At 65.0% G+C, this 18,651-nt stretch carries 20 protein-coding genes; 12 read left to right on the forward strand and 8 right to left on the reverse strand.

Features of this window, described 5'->3' with window-relative positions; translation table 11 throughout:
- The first annotated feature begins 7 nt into the window (after nt 1–7).
- Entirely contained in the window at nt 8–292 is a 285-nt protein-coding gene (locus D0T21_RS06185) for a hypothetical protein (protein WP_116989169.1), read from the forward strand.
- Here the strand turns inward: D0T21_RS06185 and D0T21_RS06190 are convergent.
- A complete protein-coding gene (locus tag D0T21_RS06190) occupies nt 289–1,587 on the reverse strand; it encodes an NCS2 family permease (RefSeq protein WP_116989170.1) in 1,299 nt (432 codons plus the stop codon). The genes D0T21_RS06185 and D0T21_RS06190 overlap by 4 nt on opposite strands.
- 136 nt (nt 1,588–1,723) lie before the next feature.
- Here D0T21_RS06190 and D0T21_RS06195 point away from each other — a divergent pair, with 136 nt between their 5' ends.
- The 3 genes from D0T21_RS06195 to D0T21_RS06205 are packed head-to-tail and all read left to right on the forward strand — an operon-like array spanning nt 1,724 to nt 5,162.
- Nucleotides 1,724–2,077 carry an STAS domain-containing protein gene (locus D0T21_RS06195; protein WP_116989171.1) on the forward strand — a complete coding sequence of 118 codons (354 nt, stop codon included), beginning with the start codon at nt 1,724–1,726 and terminating at the stop codon, nt 2,075–2,077.
- Nucleotides 2,074–3,042 (forward strand): MBL fold metallo-hydrolase, encoded by a 969-nt coding sequence (locus tag D0T21_RS06200; protein WP_116989172.1) that lies wholly within the window; start codon nt 2,074–2,076, stop codon nt 3,040–3,042. Before D0T21_RS06195 ends, D0T21_RS06200 begins: the two co-directional genes overlap by 4 nt.
- Before the next feature lie 8 nt (nt 3,043–3,050).
- The gene (locus D0T21_RS06205; protein WP_116989173.1) at nt 3,051–5,162 is read left to right on the forward strand and encodes a CHASE2 domain-containing protein; all 2,112 of its coding nucleotides are present in this window, start codon (nt 3,051–3,053) and stop codon (nt 5,160–5,162) included.
- 4 nt (nt 5,163–5,166) lie between these two features.
- Here the strand turns inward: D0T21_RS06205 and D0T21_RS06210 are convergent, their stop codons facing one another.
- Nucleotides 5,167–5,757, reverse strand: a complete 591-nt coding sequence (locus tag D0T21_RS06210; protein ID WP_116989174.1) for an OmpA family protein — start codon at nt 5,755–5,757, stop codon at nt 5,167–5,169.
- A gap of 3 nt (nt 5,758–5,760) precedes the next feature.
- Nucleotides 5,761–6,213 (reverse strand): FecR domain-containing protein, encoded by a 453-nt coding sequence (locus D0T21_RS06215; RefSeq protein ID WP_116989175.1) that lies wholly within the window; start codon nt 6,211–6,213, stop codon nt 5,761–5,763.
- Between the two features lie 40 nt (nt 6,214–6,253).
- On the opposite strand from D0T21_RS06215, the gene D0T21_RS06220 reads away from it, so the two are divergent.
- Together D0T21_RS06220 and D0T21_RS06225 are read left to right on the forward strand one after the other, a co-directional pair.
- Nucleotides 6,254–6,673, forward strand: coding sequence for an ATP-binding protein (locus tag D0T21_RS06220; RefSeq protein ID WP_116989176.1), 420 nt, complete (start codon nt 6,254–6,256; stop codon nt 6,671–6,673).
- Nucleotides 6,674–6,702: 29 nt separating this feature from the next.
- Complete coding sequence (locus D0T21_RS06225; protein ID WP_116989177.1) at nt 6,703–7,344, forward strand: FABP family protein; 642 nt, start codon at nt 6,703–6,705, stop codon at nt 7,342–7,344.
- A 6-nt stretch (nt 7,345–7,350) separates the two neighbouring features.
- Here the strand turns inward: D0T21_RS06225 and D0T21_RS06230 are convergent, their stop codons facing one another.
- The gene (locus D0T21_RS06230; RefSeq protein ID WP_199538413.1) at nt 7,351–9,720 is read right to left on the reverse strand and encodes a diguanylate cyclase domain-containing protein; all 2,370 of its coding nucleotides are present in this window, start codon (nt 9,718–9,720) and stop codon (nt 7,351–7,353) included.
- Between the two features lie 101 nt (nt 9,721–9,821).
- Here D0T21_RS06230 and D0T21_RS06235 point away from each other — a divergent pair, with 101 nt between their 5' ends.
- Nucleotides 9,822–10,472, forward strand: coding sequence for an HAD family phosphatase (locus tag D0T21_RS06235; protein WP_116989179.1), 651 nt, complete (start codon nt 9,822–9,824; stop codon nt 10,470–10,472).
- On the opposite strand, the gene D0T21_RS06240 is transcribed toward D0T21_RS06235, so the two are convergent.
- Nucleotides 10,469–11,737, reverse strand: coding sequence for a methyl-accepting chemotaxis protein (locus D0T21_RS06240; protein ID WP_373886657.1), 1,269 nt, complete (start codon nt 11,735–11,737; stop codon nt 10,469–10,471). The two genes, D0T21_RS06235 and D0T21_RS06240, sit on opposite strands and share 4 nt — an antisense overlap.
- Nucleotides 11,738–11,908: 171 nt before the next feature.
- Between D0T21_RS06240 and D0T21_RS06245 the strand changes: the two genes are divergently transcribed.
- The gene (locus D0T21_RS06245; protein WP_116989386.1) at nt 11,909–12,142 is read left to right on the forward strand and encodes a hypothetical protein; all 234 of its coding nucleotides are present in this window, start codon (nt 11,909–11,911) and stop codon (nt 12,140–12,142) included.
- Nucleotides 12,143–12,279: 137 nt separating this feature from the next.
- Here the strand turns inward: D0T21_RS06245 and D0T21_RS06250 are convergent, their stop codons facing one another.
- Nucleotides 12,280–12,909, reverse strand: a complete 630-nt coding sequence (locus D0T21_RS06250; RefSeq protein ID WP_116989181.1) for a LysE family translocator — start codon at nt 12,907–12,909, stop codon at nt 12,280–12,282.
- Nucleotides 12,910–12,994: 85 nt separating this feature from the next.
- On the opposite strand from D0T21_RS06250, the gene D0T21_RS06255 reads away from it, so the two are divergent.
- Genes D0T21_RS06255 through D0T21_RS06270 form a run of 4 tightly spaced genes read left to right on the forward strand, consistent with a single transcriptional unit; the run spans nt 12,995 to nt 16,804 of the window.
- On the forward strand, nt 12,995–13,957 hold the full coding sequence (locus D0T21_RS06255; RefSeq protein ID WP_116989182.1) for a YafY family protein: 963 nt from the start codon (nt 12,995–12,997) through the stop codon (nt 13,955–13,957).
- A 32-nt stretch (nt 13,958–13,989) separates the two neighbouring features.
- Complete coding sequence (locus tag D0T21_RS06260; RefSeq protein ID WP_116989183.1) at nt 13,990–14,778, forward strand: DNA/RNA non-specific endonuclease; 789 nt, start codon at nt 13,990–13,992, stop codon at nt 14,776–14,778.
- Nucleotides 14,775–15,023: a hypothetical protein gene (locus D0T21_RS06265; protein WP_116989184.1), complete on the forward strand. Its 249-nt coding sequence runs from the start codon at nt 14,775–14,777 to the stop codon at nt 15,021–15,023. Before D0T21_RS06260 ends, D0T21_RS06265 begins: the two co-directional genes overlap by 4 nt.
- 53 nt (nt 15,024–15,076) lie before the next feature.
- Complete coding sequence (locus D0T21_RS06270; protein WP_116989185.1) at nt 15,077–16,804, forward strand: DUF4214 domain-containing protein; 1,728 nt, start codon at nt 15,077–15,079, stop codon at nt 16,802–16,804.
- Here D0T21_RS06270 and D0T21_RS06275 read toward each other — a convergent pair.
- Both D0T21_RS06275 and D0T21_RS06280 read right to left on the reverse strand, forming a co-directional pair.
- Nucleotides 16,801–17,793 carry a diguanylate cyclase gene (locus D0T21_RS06275; protein WP_229211350.1) on the reverse strand — a complete coding sequence of 331 codons (993 nt, stop codon included), beginning with the start codon at nt 17,791–17,793 and terminating at the stop codon, nt 16,801–16,803. The genes D0T21_RS06270 and D0T21_RS06275 overlap by 4 nt on opposite strands.
- 24 nt (nt 17,794–17,817) lie before the next feature.
- Nucleotides 17,818–18,639: a sensor histidine kinase gene (locus D0T21_RS06280; RefSeq protein ID WP_116989187.1), complete on the reverse strand. Its 822-nt coding sequence runs from the start codon at nt 18,637–18,639 to the stop codon at nt 17,818–17,820.
- Between the last annotated feature and the right edge of the window lie 12 nt (nt 18,640–18,651).

Genomic DNA, 18,651 nt, shown 5'->3' on the forward strand with positions numbered 1-18,651 from the left:
TGGTTGCATGAATACCACACAAAAAAGCTACCGATTTTGTATCGAGCCGGACGATCCCATCGCCACGCTGGAAGCGGTGCTGGCGATCGTGCGCCGGTTGGGACTGGAGTTGCGCAGCCTGCGCACGACCACGCATCCGCAAGGCGTGGACGTGCAGATACGGCTGGCGGCCGAGGATGAAGACCCGCTGACGCTGTGCCGCATGCGGCTCAACAACGTGGTCGGCATCCTGGCGGTGCGGGAGATGCCGACGCTGGTGGCATCCCCTGAACGCTTGGCGGCCGGTGGCTAGCCGGCGATGTAGGTGTACTTGAACAGGAACAGCGCGGCGATCACCCATACCACCGGCTTGACCTGGCGCGCCTGGCCGGTGAGCAGTTTCAGCCCGGCGTAGGTGATGAAACCGAAGGCGATGCCGTGGGCGATGGAGTAGGTGAACGGGATCACCAGCGCGGTGATCGCGGCCGGCACGCTCTCGGTGGTGTCGCTCCAGTCGACATCGACCAGGTCGCGCAACATCAGGCAGGCGACGAACAGCAGCGCCGGTGCGGTGGCGTAGGCCGGCACCACGCCGGCGATCGGCGCGAAGAACAAGGCCGCCAGGAACATCAGCGCCACCACCAGCGCCGTCAGGCCGGTGCGTCCGCCTGCCTGCACGCCGGCCGCGCTTTCCAGATAAGCCGTGGTGCTGGAGGTGCCGAGCATGGAGCCGGCCACGATGGCGCAGCTGTCGGCCAGCAGCGCCTTGTTCAGGCGCTTCATCTTGCCGTCGACCAGCAGGCCGCCACGGCTGGCCACGCCCATCAGCGTGCCGGTGGCGTCGAACAGTTCAACCAGGAAGAACACCAGCACCACGTTGAACAATCCCATCGAGGCGGCGCCTTTCAGGTCGAACTGGAACAGCGTCGGCGCCAGCGATGGCGGCAGCGACATGAAGCCGTGGAAGGTGTTCCCACCGAAGAAAAAGCTCATGATGGTCACCACCACGATGCCGATCAGCAGCGCGCCCGGCACCCGCAGGCGATCCAGCGTGACGATCAGCAGGAAGCCGAAGACGGCCATGATGGTCTGCGGCTTGTGCATGTCGCCCACGCGCACCAGCGTCTCGGGGCTGGCGACCACCAGGCCGGCGCTCTTCATCGCGATCAGCGCCAGGAACAGGCCCAGGCCGACCGTGATGGCCACCCGCAGCGAATGCGGTATGCCGTTGACGATCAATTCCCGCACCTTGAACACGCTCACCAGGATGAACAGGCAGCCCGAGATGAACACCGCGCCCAGCGCCGATTGCCAGGGCACGCCCATGCCCAGCACCACGGCGTAGGCGAAGTAGGCGTTCAGCCCCATGCCCGGCGCCATGCCGATCGGGTAGTTGGCGTACAGGCCCATGATGACGGTGCCCAGCGCGGCCGCCAGGCAGGTGGCGACGAAGACGGCGTCCTTCGGCACCCCGGCATCGCCGAGGATGGCCGGGTTGACGAAGATGATGTAAGCCATCGTCAGGAAGGTGGTGATGCCCGCGACCACTTCGGTCCGAACGTTGCTGCCATGCTCAGTGAGCTTAAAATATTTGTCGAGCGGCGACATGCGCGTTCTCCCTGGTTGCGTCGAGGCCGAAGAATATCATGTACAGGCGATTCTCCTCGGAATTGCTTCTTGCACAAAAAGATGTAAAAATGAAAAATATCCCCATCTCCACCCGCACAGCGCACAGGGCACCATTATGGAACTTCAGCCACAGCAATCCGGCAGCACCGTGGTGCTCAGCCCGGCCGGTCGTATCGATCATACGCATGCCGATGCGTTCAAGCTAGCACTCGATCCGCACCTGCGCGACTGTACCAAGGATGGGGCTGCGCTGGTGCTCGATTTCAGCGGCGTCAATTACATCAGCAGCATAGGCTTGCGCGCGCTGATGTTGGCGATCAAGCAGGTCAAGGCGCAGGGTGGACGCATGGTGCTGACGGCCCTGCAGCCGCTGGTGCTGGAGGTGTTCACCATCAGCCGCTTCGACATGCTGTTCGAGATCTTCCCGGACCGCGCCGGCGCGCTGGCGGCCGTGGGCGGCGCTTCATGAAAGCCCGCATCTGGGGCGCGCGCGGCTCGCTGCCGGTGGCGCTGAACCACACGCAGATCCGCTCCAAGCTGGTGACGGCGCTGGAAGGCGCGATCGGCCGCAACCTCGATACGCCGGAGAAGGTGGCGTCGTATATCGACAACGATCTGGGCTTCGATGTACGCGGCACGTATGGCGGCAATTCCAGCTGCGTGGAAGTCGAGGTGTGGAACCCGGACACCACGCACGAACACATCATCCTCGACCTGGGCTCCGGCGTGCGCGCGCTGGCCGGCGCCAAGCTGGCGCGCTACGGCCCGGCCAAGCCGCAGACCTACCATGTGTTCATGTCCCATCTCCATTGGGACCACATCATGGGCTTCCCGTTCTTCACGCCGGCCTACATACCGGGCAACCGCATCATCATCTATGGCTGCCACCAGGAGCTGGAGACGGCCTTCCGCCGCCAGCAGGAGCCGATCAGCTTCCCGGTTGGCTTCCACCAGCTGGGCGCGACCATCGAGTTCGTGCAGATGGAGCCTGGCGTTCCGCTGCACCTGCACGACCTGACCGTGACCGCGAAGCTGCAACTGCATGCGGGCGACTCCTACGGCTACCGCCTGGAACAAGGCGGCAAGGTCATGATCTACAGCACCGACTCCGAGCACAAGCTGGATAACGCCGCCGAACGCCTGGCCTTCGTCGAGTTCTTCCGCGATGCCGACCTGGTGATCTTCGACGCCATGTATTCGCTGGCCGATTCGATTTCGGTGAAGGCCGACTGGGGGCACTCCAGCAACGTGGTTGGCGTTGAACTGTGCCAGCTGGCCGGGGTCCACCAGCTTTGCCTGTTCCACCATGAACCCATCTACGACGACGCGCAGATCGCCCGCGTGCTGGCCGAGACGCGGCGCTATGCCGAGATCACCGGCGAAGCGCCGCTGGACATCGTCTCGGCCTACGACGGCATGGAAATCGAACTGTAAGCGCGGCCATGCTGCTCCGCTTGCAAACCCAGGCCCTGGGCGGCGTCCGCGCAGGCCAGGGCAGGCCGCTGGCGCTGGTACTGGCCTGCCTGCTGGCCGTGGCGTTGGCTGTCGGCGGCGACGGCCTGCTGCCGCAGCTGCGGCTTGCCTTGTTCAACGCCTACCAGGTCCACTTTCCGCGCCAGCGCGCCTCGGGACCGGTGCTGATCATCGCCATCGATGAAGCCTCGCTGAAGGAGTTCGGCCAGTGGCCATGGCCACGCACCCGTTTGACCGAGCTGATAGAGCACATCAACGCCCAGCAGCCGCTGGCCATCGGCCTCGATATCCTGATGCCGGAGCCCGACACCACCTCGCCCGAGGCGCTGGCTGCCCGGCTGCCTGCCGGTCCGCTGCGCGACAGCCTGGCAGCGCTGCCCGCCTACGACGACGTGCTGGCGGCGGCCATGCGGCGCGCGCCGATGGTGCTGGGTGCGGCGGGTTTCGCCCATCCCGAAGCCGGCACCAGCGATGCGCTGCGCGTGTGGCCGGTGCATGTGAAATGGCCGGCGTCGTCGCTGCCGGTGATGCGCTTTCCGCAGGCGATGTCCAGCTTGCCCTTGCTGCAAGCGGCGTCCAAAGGACAGGGCCTGTTGTCGGTGAATCTGGAAAAAGGCATCGTGCGGCGCGCGCCGCTGGTCGGCGCCATCGGCGAGGCGCTGGTTCCCGCGCTGTCGATGGAATTGCTGCGCGTGGCCACCGGTAGTTCGGCGCTGGAGATCGAGGCCGATGCCGACGGCGTCCACAGCGTGTCGGTCGGCGACCTGCATGTGCCGACCGCGCCGGATGGCACGGTGTGGGTCAACTTCTCGGCGCCCGCGATGGACCGCTACGTCTCAGCGCTGGACGTGATGCGCGGCCGCCTGGCCGACGGCGCGCTGCAAAACAAGATCGTCATCGTCGCCATGACCGGCTTGGGCCTGACAGACTACAAGACCAATGCGCGCGGCGACTTCATGCCCGGCGTGGACACCCATGCGCAGATGATAGAAAGCTTTTTCGATGGCGCCTTCCTGCGCCGTCCCGGATGGATGCGCTGGGTCGAGGTGGCGACCTTCGCCGCATGCAGCCTGCTGCTGGTCTGGTTGCTGCCCAAACTGCGCCTGCTGTTGGCCGTGCCGCTGGGTGGCGCGCTGGTGTTGGGCGTGTTCGGCGGTGGCGCGCTGCTGTTTGCGCGGGCCGGTTTGCTGTTCGATGCGACCAGCGTGGTGTGCGCCGTCGTGCTGGTCGGACTCAGTCTGTTGACCAGCATGCTGGCGGCGGCGGTGCGCGACCGTAAGCACAGCGAGCGCGCCTTGCAAGTGGCGCGCGTCGCCGCCGCCAAGACCGCCGGTGAACTGGGCGCGGCGCGCCGCATCCAGATGGCGACGCTGCCGCAGGCCGCGCTGTCCTTCCCCGGCGAGCAGCGCTTCTCGCTGGAGGCCTTGCTGGAGCCGGCGCGCGAAGTTGGCGGCGACCTGTACGACTTCTTCATGCTGGACCGCGACCGCGTGTTCTTCATGGTCGGCGATGTATCGGGCAAGGGGCTGCCGGCCAGCCTGTTCATGGTGGTGGCGAAGGCGCTCTCCAAGAGCATCGCGCTGCGCGGACCGTCGGAGATGGCCGCCATCATGAACGGCGCCAACCGCGAGCTGACCCGCGAGAATCCGGAGATGCTGTTCGTGACCAGCGTGGCGGGCATATTGGACGCGTCGAACGGCCAGGTGGTCCTGTGCAACGCCGGCCATGACGCGCCGCGCCGCCTGACCGTGGATGGCCGCGTCGAGCACCTGCAATCGGCCGACGGCCCGCCGCTGTGCGTGTTGGACGATTTCGAATATCCGGTGCAGCTCTATCAGCTGCAAGCCGGCGAGTGCCTGTGCCTGACCACCGACGGCATCAACGAGGCCATGAACGAAGCAGGGGACTTGTATGGCAACGAGCGGCTGGACCGGTTGCTGGCAGCATTGCCTTCAACGACGGCGGCCACGCCCGCCGCGGTGGTGCAGGCGGTGCGGGACGATGTGCGCCTGCACGTGGGCCAGGCCGAACCTTCGGACGACCTGACCTTGCTGGTGCTGCGCTGGGATGGCGTGGCCTGATTGATCAGCGCACGCGGATTTCGACGCGGCGGTTGCGCGGCTCGTCGACGCCGTCGGCGGTAGGCACCAGCAACTCACGTTCGCCGCGTCCCTGCACGGCGATGCGGTCGGCGTCGATGCCCACTTCCACCAATATGCGCTTGACCGTGGCCGCGCGCCGCAGCGACAGCTGGTCGTTGTAATCCTGTTTGGCGACGGTGTCGGTATGGCCGATGACGATGATCTCGGGAGCGGGGCGCGACGCCAGTTGCGCCTTGACGTCGGTCAGGCGCGCCGCCGATTCGGGCACCAGCGTGTCGGTGTCGGTGACGAAGTACAGCGTGAACACCGCGGCCCGCTGCGGCATCGCGGTCAGCGTGGCGGCATAGCGGTTGCCGATATCGACGCCGTTGCCGGCGCTGACCGTAGCGCCCTTGCTGTCGATCGCGGCGGTCTGGAACGGTTGGTCGAGCACCGTATCGACGCCGGCGGTGGTGATGATCACCGCGCTGGCCTTGCCGTCCTGGCTGGGGAGCAGGGTGATTTGCTCGGTCGGGCCGCGCTGTTGCTGCGAGACGGCGGCCAGCAGGCAGACGATCCAGATCAGCATGCCCATGCCTTACTCCCCATCTTTGACGTCGATGACGAATTCGGTGCCGCGCACTCCCAGGATGGAAGTCGGGGTGCGAAACTGCACCGCGCCCGGCGATTGCTTGGACAGCTTGCCGGAGATGACGCCCAGGGTGCCGCGCTTGACGGTGGCGTTCAACACGCCTTCGTGCGAGGTCGGATCGAAAGCGTATTTTTCAAGCCACACATTGCTGTTCGGGCCCACGGCCAGCAGCGTCTCGTCGCGCAGCGTGATGCCGACGCTGCCATCGGCGCCGGTGACCACACGGTCGCTCTCCATCAGCGCGGCGCCGGCGGTGGCCGGGGTCTGTTTGCCGGCGTGCTCTATGGAGGCCGCTCCCTTGGTGGTCTTGACCATGCCCGCCGGCTGTTCGGCGGCGCAGGCGCCGCCCATCGCGAGTACGGCGGCCACTGTGGCAAGGGTGGCTTTTAAGTTGCGCATGATTCTTCTCCTGAGATGAGCATTCCGATAATATGCTCGAATGGACAGAAAAGAAACCGGTATTGCGCACCTGTTGCGGTTTCCGGCGCGGCTGGATGCGGTCTCCGGCGCGATGTCGTTTGCTGCGATGGCGTTGCAACAGGCTGGCCTTGGGCCGGGCGTAGTCGCGCGCGCCGAACTGATATTGGAGGAGCTGCTGCGCAACAGCATCCTGCATGGCCACGGCGGCGACAGCGCCCATTCGGTGTGGGTCGGCGTGGACGGCGCGCGCCTGGTGTACGAGGATGAAGCGCCGGCCTTCAATCCGCTCACGCAAGGGCCGCCGCCGCCCGATCCGGCGCGGCCGATCGAGGAGCAGGGTGTGGGCGGCGTCGGACTGCTGCTGATACGCCAGTTGGGGAGCGCGGTGGCCTATCGCTATCATGAAGGACGCAACCGCATCGAGATCGCCTTACAATAGGGGCTATCACCAACCACCCAGGATTATGCATGAGCGAGTTTTCCAGCGATATCTACACCGAGCCTACACCGATCGACATCAACACCCTGAACAACCTCGGCCCGCTGGCGCCGATGGCGGGCATCTGGAAGGGCGAGCGTGGCCTCGATATCAAGCCGAAAGCGGACGGTCCGCGCAAGCAGGCCTACGTCGAGCGCATCGAGTTGCAGCCTATCGATCCGGTCACCAATGGTCCGCAGCTGTTCTACGGCTTGCGCTACCTGATCATCATCAACAAGCCTGGCCAGGCCAAGACCTACCACGAGCAGGTTGGCTACTGGTTGTGGGAGCCCGCCACCAGCACCGTGATCCAGACGCTGGGCATCCCGCGCGGCCAGATCGCCATGGCTTCGGCCGTGGTGGCGCCGGACGCGAAAGAATTTGAACTGGTGGCCCGGCTGGAATCCGATACCTACGGCATCCGTTCCAATCCATTCCTGGAGTACGGCTTCAAGACCGTCGAGTACCGCATCAAGGTCACCATCAACGACGACGGCAGCTGGGGCTACGAGGAAGACACCGTGATGATGATACGCGGCCAGGAAGAACCGTTCCACCACGTCGATCGCAACCTGTTGTTCAAGGTATCCGAGCCGCTGCCGAATCCACAGGCGAGCGGCACCCCCGCCTGATAGCGGTCAGCCGGCGAGCGCGTAACCGTCGCGGCCATTGCGTTTGGCCGCGTACAGCGCGCTGTCGGCGCGGGCCACCAGTTCGGCCGGGGTTTCGGCATCGCGCTCGTGCAGTGCGAAGCCGATGCTGGTCGTGATCTGCATCGGCTTGCCGGCTACGTCGAACGGCCGCCGCACCGATTCGATGATCTTGGCCGCCAGCCGCTCGCATTCGCCGGCGCCGTCCACCTGTTCGAACACGATCACGAATTCATCCCCCGCCAAGCGCGCCACCGTATCCGAGGCGCGCACATTGCCCACCAGCCGCGAGGCGAACTCCTTCAACACCGCGTCGCCGGCGCCGTGGCCCAGCGTGTCGTTGATGCTCTTGAAGTGGTCGATGTCCAGGTAGGCCAGCGCCAGCGGCCGGCGATTGCGTTTGGACCGCACCAGCGCCAGTTGCAGGATCTCTTCGAACATCAGGCGGTTGGCGATGCCGGTCAATGAGTCGATGCGGGCCAGCTGCGTCAGGCGTTCTTCGATTTCCTTCATGCGCGTGGTGTCGTGCGTCAGCGAGTAGATGCCGACCACCTTCGTGCCGTCGGCCGCGAGCTCCGGCACGAAGGTGGTCTCCAGCGTGTGCAGGCTGCCGTCGATCTGCGCTTTCAATTCGTAGGTGACGTTGTGGCCGCGATAGGCCTGTTCCAGGTGCGCCTCCGCGTGCTCGTAGTGATCGCGGCCTATGCCGTCGACCAGGTGGCGGCCTATCAGCTTGCCCGGCTCCACGCCGAACCACTGGAAGAAGGTAGCGTTGAGGAACTGGATGCGGCGCTTGTGATCCAGGTAGCAGATCAGCACCGGCAGGTTGTCGGTCAGGAGTTTCAGGCGCTTTTCGCTGGCGGCCTGGCGCAGCTCGGCGCTCTTGCGTTCGGTGATGTCGACCGCCATCAGGTAGACGCCGGCGACGCTGCCGTCGGCGGCGATGTCCGGTATCAGGTCGCCCATCACCTGCTGCGGCAAGCCGTCCTTGCGGCCTTCGCGCTCGTAATGCACGCGGTCGCCGCGCATCGCCGCGTCATGGAACGGCGCGATCGAGGCGACGAAATCCTTGCCCAGCACTTCGGACATGGTCCTGCCTATCATCGCCTGCGGATCGAGGCCCAGCATGGTGCGGAAGTATTCGTTGGTGAAGTGGTAGCGGTTGTCGCGGTCGATGTAGGCGACGATGGCGGGGATGCTGTCGGCGATCATGCGCAGGCGCTTTTCGCTGGCGGCGATCAGCGATTCGCTGTCGCGTATCGCTTCCTGCGCCTGTTCGCGTTCTGCCATCAGCTCGTGGAAGGCGCTGCTTAATTCGCCAATCTCGTCGCGCCGGCGCCGTTGCAGCACGCCGATGCTGACATCGCCGCTGCGGATGTCGCTGATGTTGCGGCGCAGCCGGCCCAAGGGCTTGAGCAAGGTCTGGATCGCCAGCCACGCCATCAGGCCGGCCAGCGCGGCGAAGGCGCCGGCCGCCAGCATCGCGTGGCGGCGCATTTCGATCATCGGCGCGAACGCCTCGTCGACCGGGAAGCGGGCGCCGATGATCCAGTTTGTCGTGGACAGGTGCTTGTACGAGTAGATGCCTTCGCTGCCGGCCTTGTTGACCGCCTCGGTCCAGCCTTCGAAACCCTGCAGCGCCATCTCGGTGGCGCGGTTGTAGCCCGGCCGCGCATTGATGTGCTCCAGCAGGCGCTTGGGATTGGGGTGGTGCAGCAGGATGCCGCCGGTGGTCATGATGAACATGTAGCCGGTCTTGCCCGGTTTTTGCGCGGCGATCTGCGCCAGGAAATCGGAGTCGACCAGGTCGATGCTACCGCCCAGCAGCATCACCGCCTTGCCCTGGGCGTTCAGCACCGGCTGGATGATCATGATGGCGGGCCGGCCGGACAAGATGCTTTTGAACGGCGGCGACACCACCACACGGCCGCCGGCCAGCACCTTCTGCATGAAGGCGCGCGGGCGCTCGTCCAGCGCCAGCACGGCCGCGCCTTCACCCTCGGTGTGTATCAGGACGCCGTTCTGGTTGAAGATGTGCAGGTTGAGGAATTCCTTGCGCACGGCCGGATGGCGGGCGACGAAGGCGCTCATGCGCTCGGGGTCTTGCCCGGCGTCGGGCGGCATGGCGTCGGCCAGGCTGGCCAACAGGGCTTTCTTTGCGGTGATCTGGGCATCCACCTGCGCGGCGGCGGAGGACAGCAGGGCGTATTGCTGGTCGCCGATCACGCTTTTCATATCGCGTTCGGCCAGCACCAGCGCTACCCAGGTGACGATGACTGTGGCAACCAGCACCAGCATGACGACTACCGCCGTCATGCGAAATTTGAGGCTGCGTGGCAGCAGTGCTAAAACGGCCATGTTGCTCTGTTTTTAGTATGTTGAACGGAGTATTACATACCCGGCCCTGCAAGGCCAGCGGGTACAATGCCCGCTGTGACGATTTACACGGGACAGTGACGATGCTGCGGGCGATTTTGTGGGATAACGATGGCGTGCTGGTGGACACCGAACGCCTGTTTTACGAGGCGAACCGGGAGCTGTTCCTGCCGCTTGGGCTGGAGCTGAGCGAGCAGCACTTCTTCGACTGGTACCTGGCCGATAACTGCGGCGCGTGGCACTTGCTCGATCCGCAGATGGACCAAGCCGGGATGGACGCCTGGCGCAGCGAGCGCAATCGCCGCTATGCCGCCACGCTGGCTTCTGAACACATACCGGCCATCGAAGGCGTGGGCGCGGTGCTGGCCAGCCTGTCGCCACGCCTGCGCATGGGCGTGGTCACCAGTTCCAATCGCGAGCACTTCGAGATCATCCACCAGCGGCTGGATTTGCTGCCGCATTTCGAATTCGTGCTGACGCATGAATCCTATGCGACCAGCAAGCCGTCGCCGGAGCCTTACCTGCTGGGCCTTGAGCGGCTGGGTGTGCAGGCCGGTGACTGCCTGGTGGTGGAAGACTCGCCGCGCGGCCTGCAGGCGGCGACGGCGGCCGGCATCCGCTGCATCATCCTGCGCAATGCGCTCACGCGCGGCCATGACTTCCCCGGCGCCTGGCGCGTGGTCGACACCATGCCGCAACTGCTGGCCGAGATCGAGCTGCTGATCGCCGCTTAACGGGCGGCCGACGAACGGCGCGGCTGCGGCGCTTCCAACTCGGCGAAGTGCTCCGATGGATGGGCGCTGGCGCGGCGCGCCGACTTGATCGGCTTGACGCTGGCGCTCTTTTTCGCACCGCCATCGCCACTGAGCTTGAACACGCCGACCGCGCCCTGCAGGTGCGCGGCCTGCTCGCGCATGGTGGCCGCCGCCGCCGAAGCCTGTTCCACCAACGCGGCGTTCTGCTGCGTGGTCTGGTCCATTTCGACGATGGCGCCGTTGATGTGTTCAATGCCGGACAGCTGCTCCTGGCTGGCGGCGGCGATGTCGCTCATGATGTCGGTGACGCGACGCACGCTGGCGACGATCTCCGTCATGGTCACGCCGGCCTGGTCGACCAGCCGCGCGCCGGCATCGACCTGGTCGACCGAAGCGCCGATCAGCCCCTTGATTTCACGCGCGGCGGCGGCGGAGCGCTGCGCCAGGTTGCGCACTTCGTTGGCCACGACCGCGAAGCCGCGTCCCTGTTCGCCGGCGCGCGCCGCTTCGACGGCGGCGTTCAGCGCCAGGATGTTGGTCTGGAAGGCGATGCCGTCGATGACGGCGATGATGTCGACGATCTTGCGCGCGGAGGCGTTGATCGAGGCCATGGTGTCGACCACCTGCGCCACCACCGCGCCGCCCTGGCCGGCGACTGCCGACGCCGACACCGCCAGCTGGTTGGCCTGCTGGGCATTGGCGGCGTTCTGCTTGACGGTGGAGGTCAGTTCCTCCATGGACGAGGCGGTTTCCTCCAGCGAACCGGCCTGGCGCTCGGTGCGCTCCGACAGGTCCATATTCCCGGCGGCGATCTCGGCCGACGCGGTGCTGATGGCCTCGGTGCCGCCGCGCACTTCGGAGACGATGCCGATCAGGCTGGCGTTCATCTCCTTCAGCGCGCCCGACAGCTGGCCGATCTCGTCGCGCGAGCGTATTTCGATGTTGGAACTGAGGTCGCCGCCGGCCACCGTGCGCGCCACCCGCACCGCGTGGCGGATGGGGCCGACGATGCCGCGCGTGATGAACCAGGCTGTGAACAGGCTCATCACGCCGCCGGCCAGGCCGAGGGCGATCATCAGCGTGCTGTAGAAGGAGGCGATCTGCTGCGCGTTGCCGGAAGCGTGCTCCAGGCTGGTGGCGCGCAGGCCCAGCGTACCCACCGTGACGACCACGGCAAGCATCAACGTTGTTAATGAAAAGGCAATTGTCAGGCGGTGGCCTATCTTGATATCGGCAATCTTCATGTCTCGTCTTTTATTATGTTTGTAAGAACCGGTATTTGCTCCGGGGAACGGAAAGTGTATCAGCGAACGGTCGTGCGAATCTATAACTTTTAGCAATATTCCGCTGCCGTGCGACGACAGTGTTGCGCTTTCGGTAGCATGGTCCGGGAAATCAGAGTGAAGGAGCAGATCATGCCTAAAGGAGCGAGTCCCAAGCGCGAGCGCGAGTACAAGGAACTGGAACACAAGTTCGAGGAGGAAGGCCGCTATCCGGGTCGTGAAGAGGAGGTGGCGGCCCGCATCGTCAACAAGCAGCGGGCCGAGGCCGGGGAGACCAAGGACAGCAAGCCGCCGGCTCGCCGTGGCGGCACCGGACACCGGCGCGCCAATACCACGCGGACCGCGCGCCGCAGCAAGCCGTCCTGACCATAACTTTCACCTATTTCCGGTAAAATGATGTAAAATAGTAAGCAGAGTTGTCGCTATTGAAATAAAACTCAGCCTCTGGTAGGGCGGATGTTTGGAAGGGCTGGAACCATCGAGGTTCCGGCCCTTTTTGTTTTTCAGGCCCAGGCCTGGCTGGCACTGAGCACAGCGGTCAGTATCAGCAGCGCGCCCATGATGCGGGCGGCGACCGTGGCGGCGGCCGGGTGGCTGGCGAACCAGCCGCTGGCGCCGCTGGCGGCATAGGCCAGCGCGCCGTAGACGCCCAGCTGGGTCAGTGCGGTGATGCCGCCCAGCACGCCGGATTGCACCCACAGCGGCCCCTGGCCCGGCTTGAGGAATTGCGGGAAGATCGCCAGCATGAAGACGTAGGCCTTGGGATTGAGCAGGCTGGTGGTCAGCGCGCGGCGGAAGATGACGGCGTCGGCCATCGCCTCGGCGCCCGGCGTCGGATGGAAGATGCTGTCGCTGCGCAGCAGGCTGTAGCCCATCCAGGCGATGTAGACCGCGCCCGCCAGCAGCATGATCTTGAACAGCGGCGGCCAGCATTGCAGCACCACAGCCACACCAAGCGCGCCCATGCACAGGTGGCAGAAGCCGCCGGCGATGATGCCGCCGACCGCCGCCATCCCCGAGCGGCGTCCGCCCAGCATCGAACTGCCCATGACGAAGGCCATGTCCAGGCCCGGCAGGGCGACCACGCCGAATACCACGACAAAATACAGGCCCAGGTTGGCGGTTTGACTCATGTTTTGCTCCTTTGTTGGTGTGTTTGCTGCAGTCTAGCGATTAAATAGGACGGATTTGGTCCTATAAATCTGCTATCTTTGCGGCATGTACCATCCAACCACCCGCGTGCTGGCAGTGCTGGAGCTGCTGCAAACCCACGGCCGCCTGAGCGGCGCCGACCTGGCCGGCCGGCTGGGCGTGGACGGCCGTACCTTGCGCCGCTACATCGTCATGCTTGAGGATATGGGCATACCGATCACGGCCGAGCGTGGCCGCCACGGCGGTTATGCGCTGATGCCCGGCTTTAAATTGCCGCCGATGATGTTCACCGACGACGAGGCGCTGGCCTTGTCGCTGGGCTTGCTGGCGGCGCGCGGCCTGGGGCTGGCCGAGGCGGCGCCGGCGGTGGCCAGCGCGCAGGCCAAGCTGGGCCGCATCATGCCGGACGGCTTGCGTCAGCGTGTGGACGCCATCGATGAAACGGTGCGGCTGGATTTGCGTTCCATCGCGCAGCAGGGGGCTGCGCCGCAGGATAATGCGGCGCTGACGGCGCTCAGCCTGGCCGCCAAGTCGCGTCGGCGCGTGCATCTGCACTACCGCGCGGGCGGTGTCGACAGCGAACGCGATGTGGATACGTACGGCCTGGTGTATTACGGCGGCTTCTGGTATGCCGTTGGTCACTGCTATTTGCGCGCCGGCATCCGCACCTTCCGCCTCGACCGCGTGGTGCAGGTGACACCCACGCGCGGCAGTTTCCAGTTGCCGGCCGGTTTCGACGCGCTGGAGCATCTGCGGCAGTCGGTGGCTACGCTGCCGCGCAAGTTCGCCGCCACGATCTTGCTGGAGACCGATCTGGCCAGCGCGCGCCGCGCCTTCATCGACACCATCGGCCTGTTCGAGCAAACGGCGGACGGCGTCGTGCTGCATAACCAGTCCGACGAACTGGGCTGGCTGGCGCGGCAACTGGCGGCGGCGCCGTTCGCGTTCACGGTGCTGGCGCCGGCGGCCTTGCGCGACGAGCTGCGCACAGTTGCCACGCGCTTGTTGCAGGCGGCCGAGCTCCGCTAGAATGCCGCCAAGACAAATTATCCGAAGGAACTATGTACCTGATTCAACGATCCGTCGCCGCGGCGGCGCTCGCTTGCGGGCTGTTGGGCGCCAGCCTGGCCTGGGCCGGCAACTGTCCCGCGCATTATGTCGATGGCCGCCTGCCGGAAATCCGCAACGCCAAGATGACTGCCGCCACCACCGAGCTGTGCTACGGCGTGTTCGGCGTCATGCATTCCGGGATTACGCGCACGCCGCTGTGGTCGGCCGAACACCTGACCGCCGATAACATCGACGCCGCCAAGAACCTGTCGCGCGAGAATTCCTTCCATACCGAACAGCAGCTGCCGGCCAGCCTGCGCGCCGAGCTGTCCGATTACGCCCGCAGTGGCTACGACCGTGGCCACATGGCGCCGAACGGCGACATGCCGGACCGTGAGACCCAGCACGAAAGCTTCACGCTGGCGAACATGGTGCCGCAGGATGCGGACAATAACCGTCATGTGTGGGCCGGCATCGAAGGCGCCGTGCGCAAGCTGGCGCAGAAGGAGGGCGACCTGTACGTGATCACCGGCCCGGCCTTCATCGGCGGCAATTTGCAGAAGGCCGGCAATGTGCTGGTACCCAGCCATTTGTACAAGCTGGTGTACAGCCCGCGCCAGCGTGCGGGGGCTGCGTTCTTTATCGAAAACCGCGCCGACGCTGAATATGAAACACTGAGCGTGGCGCAGCTGGAGGCGCGGGTCGGCATCAATCTGCTGCCGTCGTTGCCGGCGAGTCAAAAAGAAACGATGTTGCGTCTGCCGAAGGTCAAACCACGTAAATCCCGGAGCCTGTCATGAGTAAATTTGTACCCTACGCCAATGAGTCGGACGTGCTGAACATCGGCCAATTGTCGGTCGAGAACCGGCTGGACCGCATCACCCTCAGCGGCGATGTCGATTTGACGGCCGACCAGGCCGGGCTGGCCGACGCGCGCGCGCTGCATGCCTTGCTGGGCGATGTGGTGGCGCGGCTGGAGGCGCAAAAACTGCCCGCAAAGCTGCCGCCGGCCCCGCGTGTTACGGTGCCGAATCCTTTCGATTAGGCAGGCACTGGTGATACTATGATGCAATCGCACTAATTCGCCTTGGCCACATCATGACTTTCTTCACGACCGGTAATAATTCGATTGACGCGCTGGTCTACAGCAGCTGGGCCAGCAGTCCCGGCAAGGCCGTTTCATTGAGCTATAGCTTCATGAGTTCGGCGCCTAGCGATGGCAGCGCCGATGACGTCAACGGTTTCGCAGCGATGTCGTTCGCGCAGCAACAAGCCGCGCGCACGGCGCTGGCGAGCTGGGCGGCTGTCGCCAATGTCAAATTCACCGAAGTGCTTTCGGGCGGCGATATTCAGCTGGGGACCAACAACCAGGGTAACCAGAGCAGCGGCTATGCGTATCTGCCCAACGGTGGCGATCCGACCTATCTGTTCATCAACAATGCCGACAACAATAATAACGTCCTGACGCCCGGCAGCTTCGGTCCGTCGGTGCTGATCCACGAGCTGGGTCATACGCTGGGCCTGAAACATCCGGGCAATTACAATTCCACCGGTGGCGATATCGACGGTCCTTTCCTGCCGGCAGCGACGGACAACCTGGACTACAGCCAGATGTCTTATAACACCGGCTCCGGCTACCCGTTGAATCACAAGTACGGCATTACCCCTGCGCTGTACGACATCCAGGCGATGCAGTACCTGTATGGCGCCAACATGAGCTACCACGCCGGCAACGACAGCTACAACTTTGTGCAGAATTCGCCGTTGCAGTGCATCTGGGATGCGGGGGGCAGCGATACGTTCAACTTCTCCGCTTGCACCAGCGCCGTGACCATCAACCTCAACGCCGGCAGCTTCAGTTCGACCGCGCCGGGATATAACAATATTTCGATCGCCTACAACGTGACGATCGAAGGAGCCGTTGCCGGCTCGGGCGGTTCGACGATTTATGCCAATGGCAGCGGCGACGTGATCACCGGCGGCGCCGGCGCGGACATCATCTACGAAGGCGCCGGCAGCGACACGATCACCGGCAACGGCGGCAGGGACACGGTGGTGTTTTCCGGTGCGTACTCGCATTACGTTTTGACCGGGAATGCCGCGGCGCTGGTCGTGACTGGCGATGGCACGGACATGCTGAGCGGGATCGAAGTCCTGCAGTTCAGCGATCGCAGCATTGATCTGTCCAACGGTGGCCAGTTTATCAACGGCAGCGCGTCAGACGACAAGCTGGTGGCCGGCGTTGGGAATGAGTTCATCAACGCGGGCGCGGGCCTCGACAGCGTGAGCTTCAGCGGCGCGCGCAGCAACTACACGGTCACGGCCAGCGGCAGCGACTTTATCGTTACCGACAACACCGGTTCGGGCGGACAGGATACCCTGATCGGGGTCGAGCGACTCACTTTCGCCAGCGGCAGTTCGATGGCGCTGGACATCGGCGATCACCAGGTGGGCGGCGAGGCTTATCGTTTATATCAGGCGGCCTTCCATCGGACGCCGGATTCAGGCGGCTTGGGTTTTTGGATCAGGGCGCTGGACATGGGCTACACACTGGATCAGGTCGCCGGGTATTTCCTGGGGAGCAAGGAATTTTCAGATGCATATGGCGCCAACTTGAGCAACGCCCAGTTTGTCACCCAGCTTTACCGTAACATCCTGGACCGGGAGCCGGATCCTGGAGGCGGGGCGTTCTACACGAATAACCTGGAGAACGGCAGCGCGTCGCGCGCGGCAGTCCTGTCTGCCATTTCGGAATCGCCGGAGAATCAGGCGCACGTGATCGGTTCGATTTCCAACGGCTTTGACTACACCATCTACCAGGGTTAAAGCGGGTCGGGCTCCGGCAGGCTGATGCGGTTGCGGCCCATGTGCTTGGCGCGGTACAGCGCCGAGTCGGCCGTGGCCACCAGCTGGCTGGGGTCGCTGCCCGGCGCCGCCAGCGCGGTCGCCGCACCTATGCTCACCGTCACCACATGTTGCGCGCTGCCCAGGTTGGGCAGGTGCAGCTGCTCGACCCGGCAACGGATGCGTTCGGCCACGATGGCCGCGCCTTTCAGCGACTGGTTGGGCAGGATCACGGCGAACTCCTCGCCGCCGTAGCGCGCCACCAGGTCGTTGGCGCGCATTTCGCTCGACACCGCGCAGGCAATTCTTTGCAGGCATTCGTCGCCGCCCAGGTGACCGTAGGCGTCGTTGTACTGCTTGAAGTTGTCGACGTCGACCATTAGCAGCGACAGGGGCTGCTGCTGGCGCAGCGCGCGCTGCCACTCGGCTTGCAGGGTGTCGTCGAAGCAGCGGCGATTGGCCAGGCCGGTCAGGCCATCGCGCGTGGCCAGCTGCTCCAGCGCCACTTGCGCGCGCTTCTCGTCGGTCACGTCGCGCAGCGTTTCGGCGACCGCCACCAGCTTGCCGTCGGCGTCCAGGATGGGACTGGCGTCGGCCGCCAGGTAGCGCCGCCGGCCCACGCGCGGCATATCGCACCAGTTCTCCGCGCGCAGGCCGCTGTCGTTGTCGTTGCGCCGGGCGTGCTGGTGGTACAGGGTCTGGACGTCGGCGTCGCGGCCGTGGATCACGAGGTCGGCCAGCGTCGGCCGCTGGTCGTGATAGAAACTTTTCCAGTGGTCGGTGGTGCCCAGCACTTCCCAGGCGTCGACGCCGGTCAGGCGCTCACAGGCGCGGTTCCAGATGATGACCTTGCCGTGGATGTCGATCACGAAGGTTGGGATGACCAGCAATTCCATCAGTTTCAGCGCGAAGCCGTGTTGCATGTCGGCTTGCGAGAATTCCATCAGGTGCTGGATTTTTTGAGTGGGCATGGGTGGTCCCCGTTGTCGGTGTGTTTATTGGAGCGGGAAGGACATGGTCAGCGCCGTGCCGTGGCCGGGCTGGCTCGTGATATCGAAACGGCCGCCGGCCTCGGCCACGCGCTGGGCGATGCCGCGCAGGCCGCAGCCGCGCCGGGCCGGCGGGTCGGGCAGGCCGACGCCGTTGTCGCGCACGGTCAGGCTGAGGCCGTCCGCCACGCGGCACAGGCCGATGCATACTTCGGATGCCTGGGCGTGGCGTGCAATATTGCTCAGCGATTCCTGCAGGATGCGGAACACCACGGCGTCCATGCGTTCGTCGGCGGGGATGCTGAAGGCGGCCGGCTCGGCTTCCAGCCGGCAGGGAATGCCGCTGAGCCGTGAAAATTGCTCCACCTGTTGCTGGACCGCTCCTTGCAGGCCGCTTTCCAGCTGTTCCGGCTGCAAATCGCGCACAATGGTGCGTAGCGCGCGGGTGGCCGCTTGCAGCCGGGCCTCGACCTGGGCCAGCGGCTCGGCCAGCGCATCGTGGCGCTGGGCCAGCGCGGCAATATCGAAGGACATGGCCAGCAGGTGCTGGCCCATGTCGTCGTGCAGGTCGCGGGCGATACGGCGGCGTTCGGCGTCCCGCAGCGACTGCTGGCTGGCGCTGAGGCGCGATACTTGCATGCGGGTATCGCCCAGCGCCTGTTCGGCCAGCTCGCGGCGGCCGCGTTCTTCGGCCAGCTTGTTTTCCTGCCGGATCAGGGCGCGGTGCAGGCGCCGCTGCCGCCACAGCAGCAAGAGGGCGATGCCGGCAAGCATGACGGCACCGGCAATGATGATATCGATTTCCAGGAGCGGTTGAGCGTAGCGCATGATAGTTCTTCC

This window comes from Duganella sp. BJB476, assembly GCF_003416895.1.
Lineage (GTDB): Bacteria > Pseudomonadota > Gammaproteobacteria > Burkholderiales > Burkholderiaceae_D > Rugamonas.

Excerpts from the sequence above, each read along its gene's own strand:
- D0T21_RS06185 (WP_116989169.1), top strand. The coding sequence starts at position 8 with ATGAATACCACACAAAAAAGCTACCGATTTTGTATCGAGCCGGACGAT.
- D0T21_RS06190 (WP_116989170.1), bottom strand. The coding sequence starts at position 1,587 with ATGTCGCCGCTCGACAAATATTTTAAGCTCACTGAGCATGGCAGCAAC.
- D0T21_RS06195 (WP_116989171.1), top strand. The coding sequence starts at position 1,724 with ATGGAACTTCAGCCACAGCAATCCGGCAGCACCGTGGTGCTCAGCCCG.
- D0T21_RS06200 (WP_116989172.1), top strand. The coding sequence starts at position 2,074 with ATGAAAGCCCGCATCTGGGGCGCGCGCGGCTCGCTGCCGGTGGCGCTG.
- D0T21_RS06205 (WP_116989173.1), top strand. The coding sequence starts at position 3,051 with ATGCTGCTCCGCTTGCAAACCCAGGCCCTGGGCGGCGTCCGCGCAGGC.
- D0T21_RS06210 (WP_116989174.1), bottom strand. The coding sequence starts at position 5,757 with ATGGGCATGCTGATCTGGATCGTCTGCCTGCTGGCCGCCGTCTCGCAG.
- D0T21_RS06215 (WP_116989175.1), bottom strand. The coding sequence starts at position 6,213 with ATGCGCAACTTAAAAGCCACCCTTGCCACAGTGGCCGCCGTACTCGCG.
- D0T21_RS06220 (WP_116989176.1), top strand. The coding sequence starts at position 6,254 with ATGGACAGAAAAGAAACCGGTATTGCGCACCTGTTGCGGTTTCCGGCG.
- D0T21_RS06225 (WP_116989177.1), top strand. The coding sequence starts at position 6,703 with ATGAGCGAGTTTTCCAGCGATATCTACACCGAGCCTACACCGATCGAC.
- D0T21_RS06230 (WP_199538413.1), bottom strand. The coding sequence starts at position 9,720 with ATGGCCGTTTTAGCACTGCTGCCACGCAGCCTCAAATTTCGCATGACG.
- D0T21_RS06235 (WP_116989179.1), top strand. The coding sequence starts at position 9,822 with ATGCTGCGGGCGATTTTGTGGGATAACGATGGCGTGCTGGTGGACACC.
- D0T21_RS06240 (WP_373886657.1), bottom strand. The coding sequence starts at position 11,737 with ATGAAGATTGCCGATATCAAGATAGGCCACCGCCTGACAATTGCCTTT.
- D0T21_RS06245 (WP_116989386.1), top strand. The coding sequence starts at position 11,909 with ATGCCTAAAGGAGCGAGTCCCAAGCGCGAGCGCGAGTACAAGGAACTG.
- D0T21_RS06250 (WP_116989181.1), bottom strand. The coding sequence starts at position 12,909 with ATGAGTCAAACCGCCAACCTGGGCCTGTATTTTGTCGTGGTATTCGGC.
- D0T21_RS06255 (WP_116989182.1), top strand. The coding sequence starts at position 12,995 with ATGTACCATCCAACCACCCGCGTGCTGGCAGTGCTGGAGCTGCTGCAA.
- D0T21_RS06260 (WP_116989183.1), top strand. The coding sequence starts at position 13,990 with ATGTACCTGATTCAACGATCCGTCGCCGCGGCGGCGCTCGCTTGCGGG.
- D0T21_RS06265 (WP_116989184.1), top strand. The coding sequence starts at position 14,775 with ATGAGTAAATTTGTACCCTACGCCAATGAGTCGGACGTGCTGAACATC.
- D0T21_RS06270 (WP_116989185.1), top strand. The coding sequence starts at position 15,077 with ATGACTTTCTTCACGACCGGTAATAATTCGATTGACGCGCTGGTCTAC.
- D0T21_RS06275 (WP_229211350.1), bottom strand. The coding sequence starts at position 17,793 with ATGCCCACTCAAAAAATCCAGCACCTGATGGAATTCTCGCAAGCCGAC.
- D0T21_RS06280 (WP_116989187.1), bottom strand. The coding sequence starts at position 18,639 with ATGCGCTACGCTCAACCGCTCCTGGAAATCGATATCATCATTGCCGGT.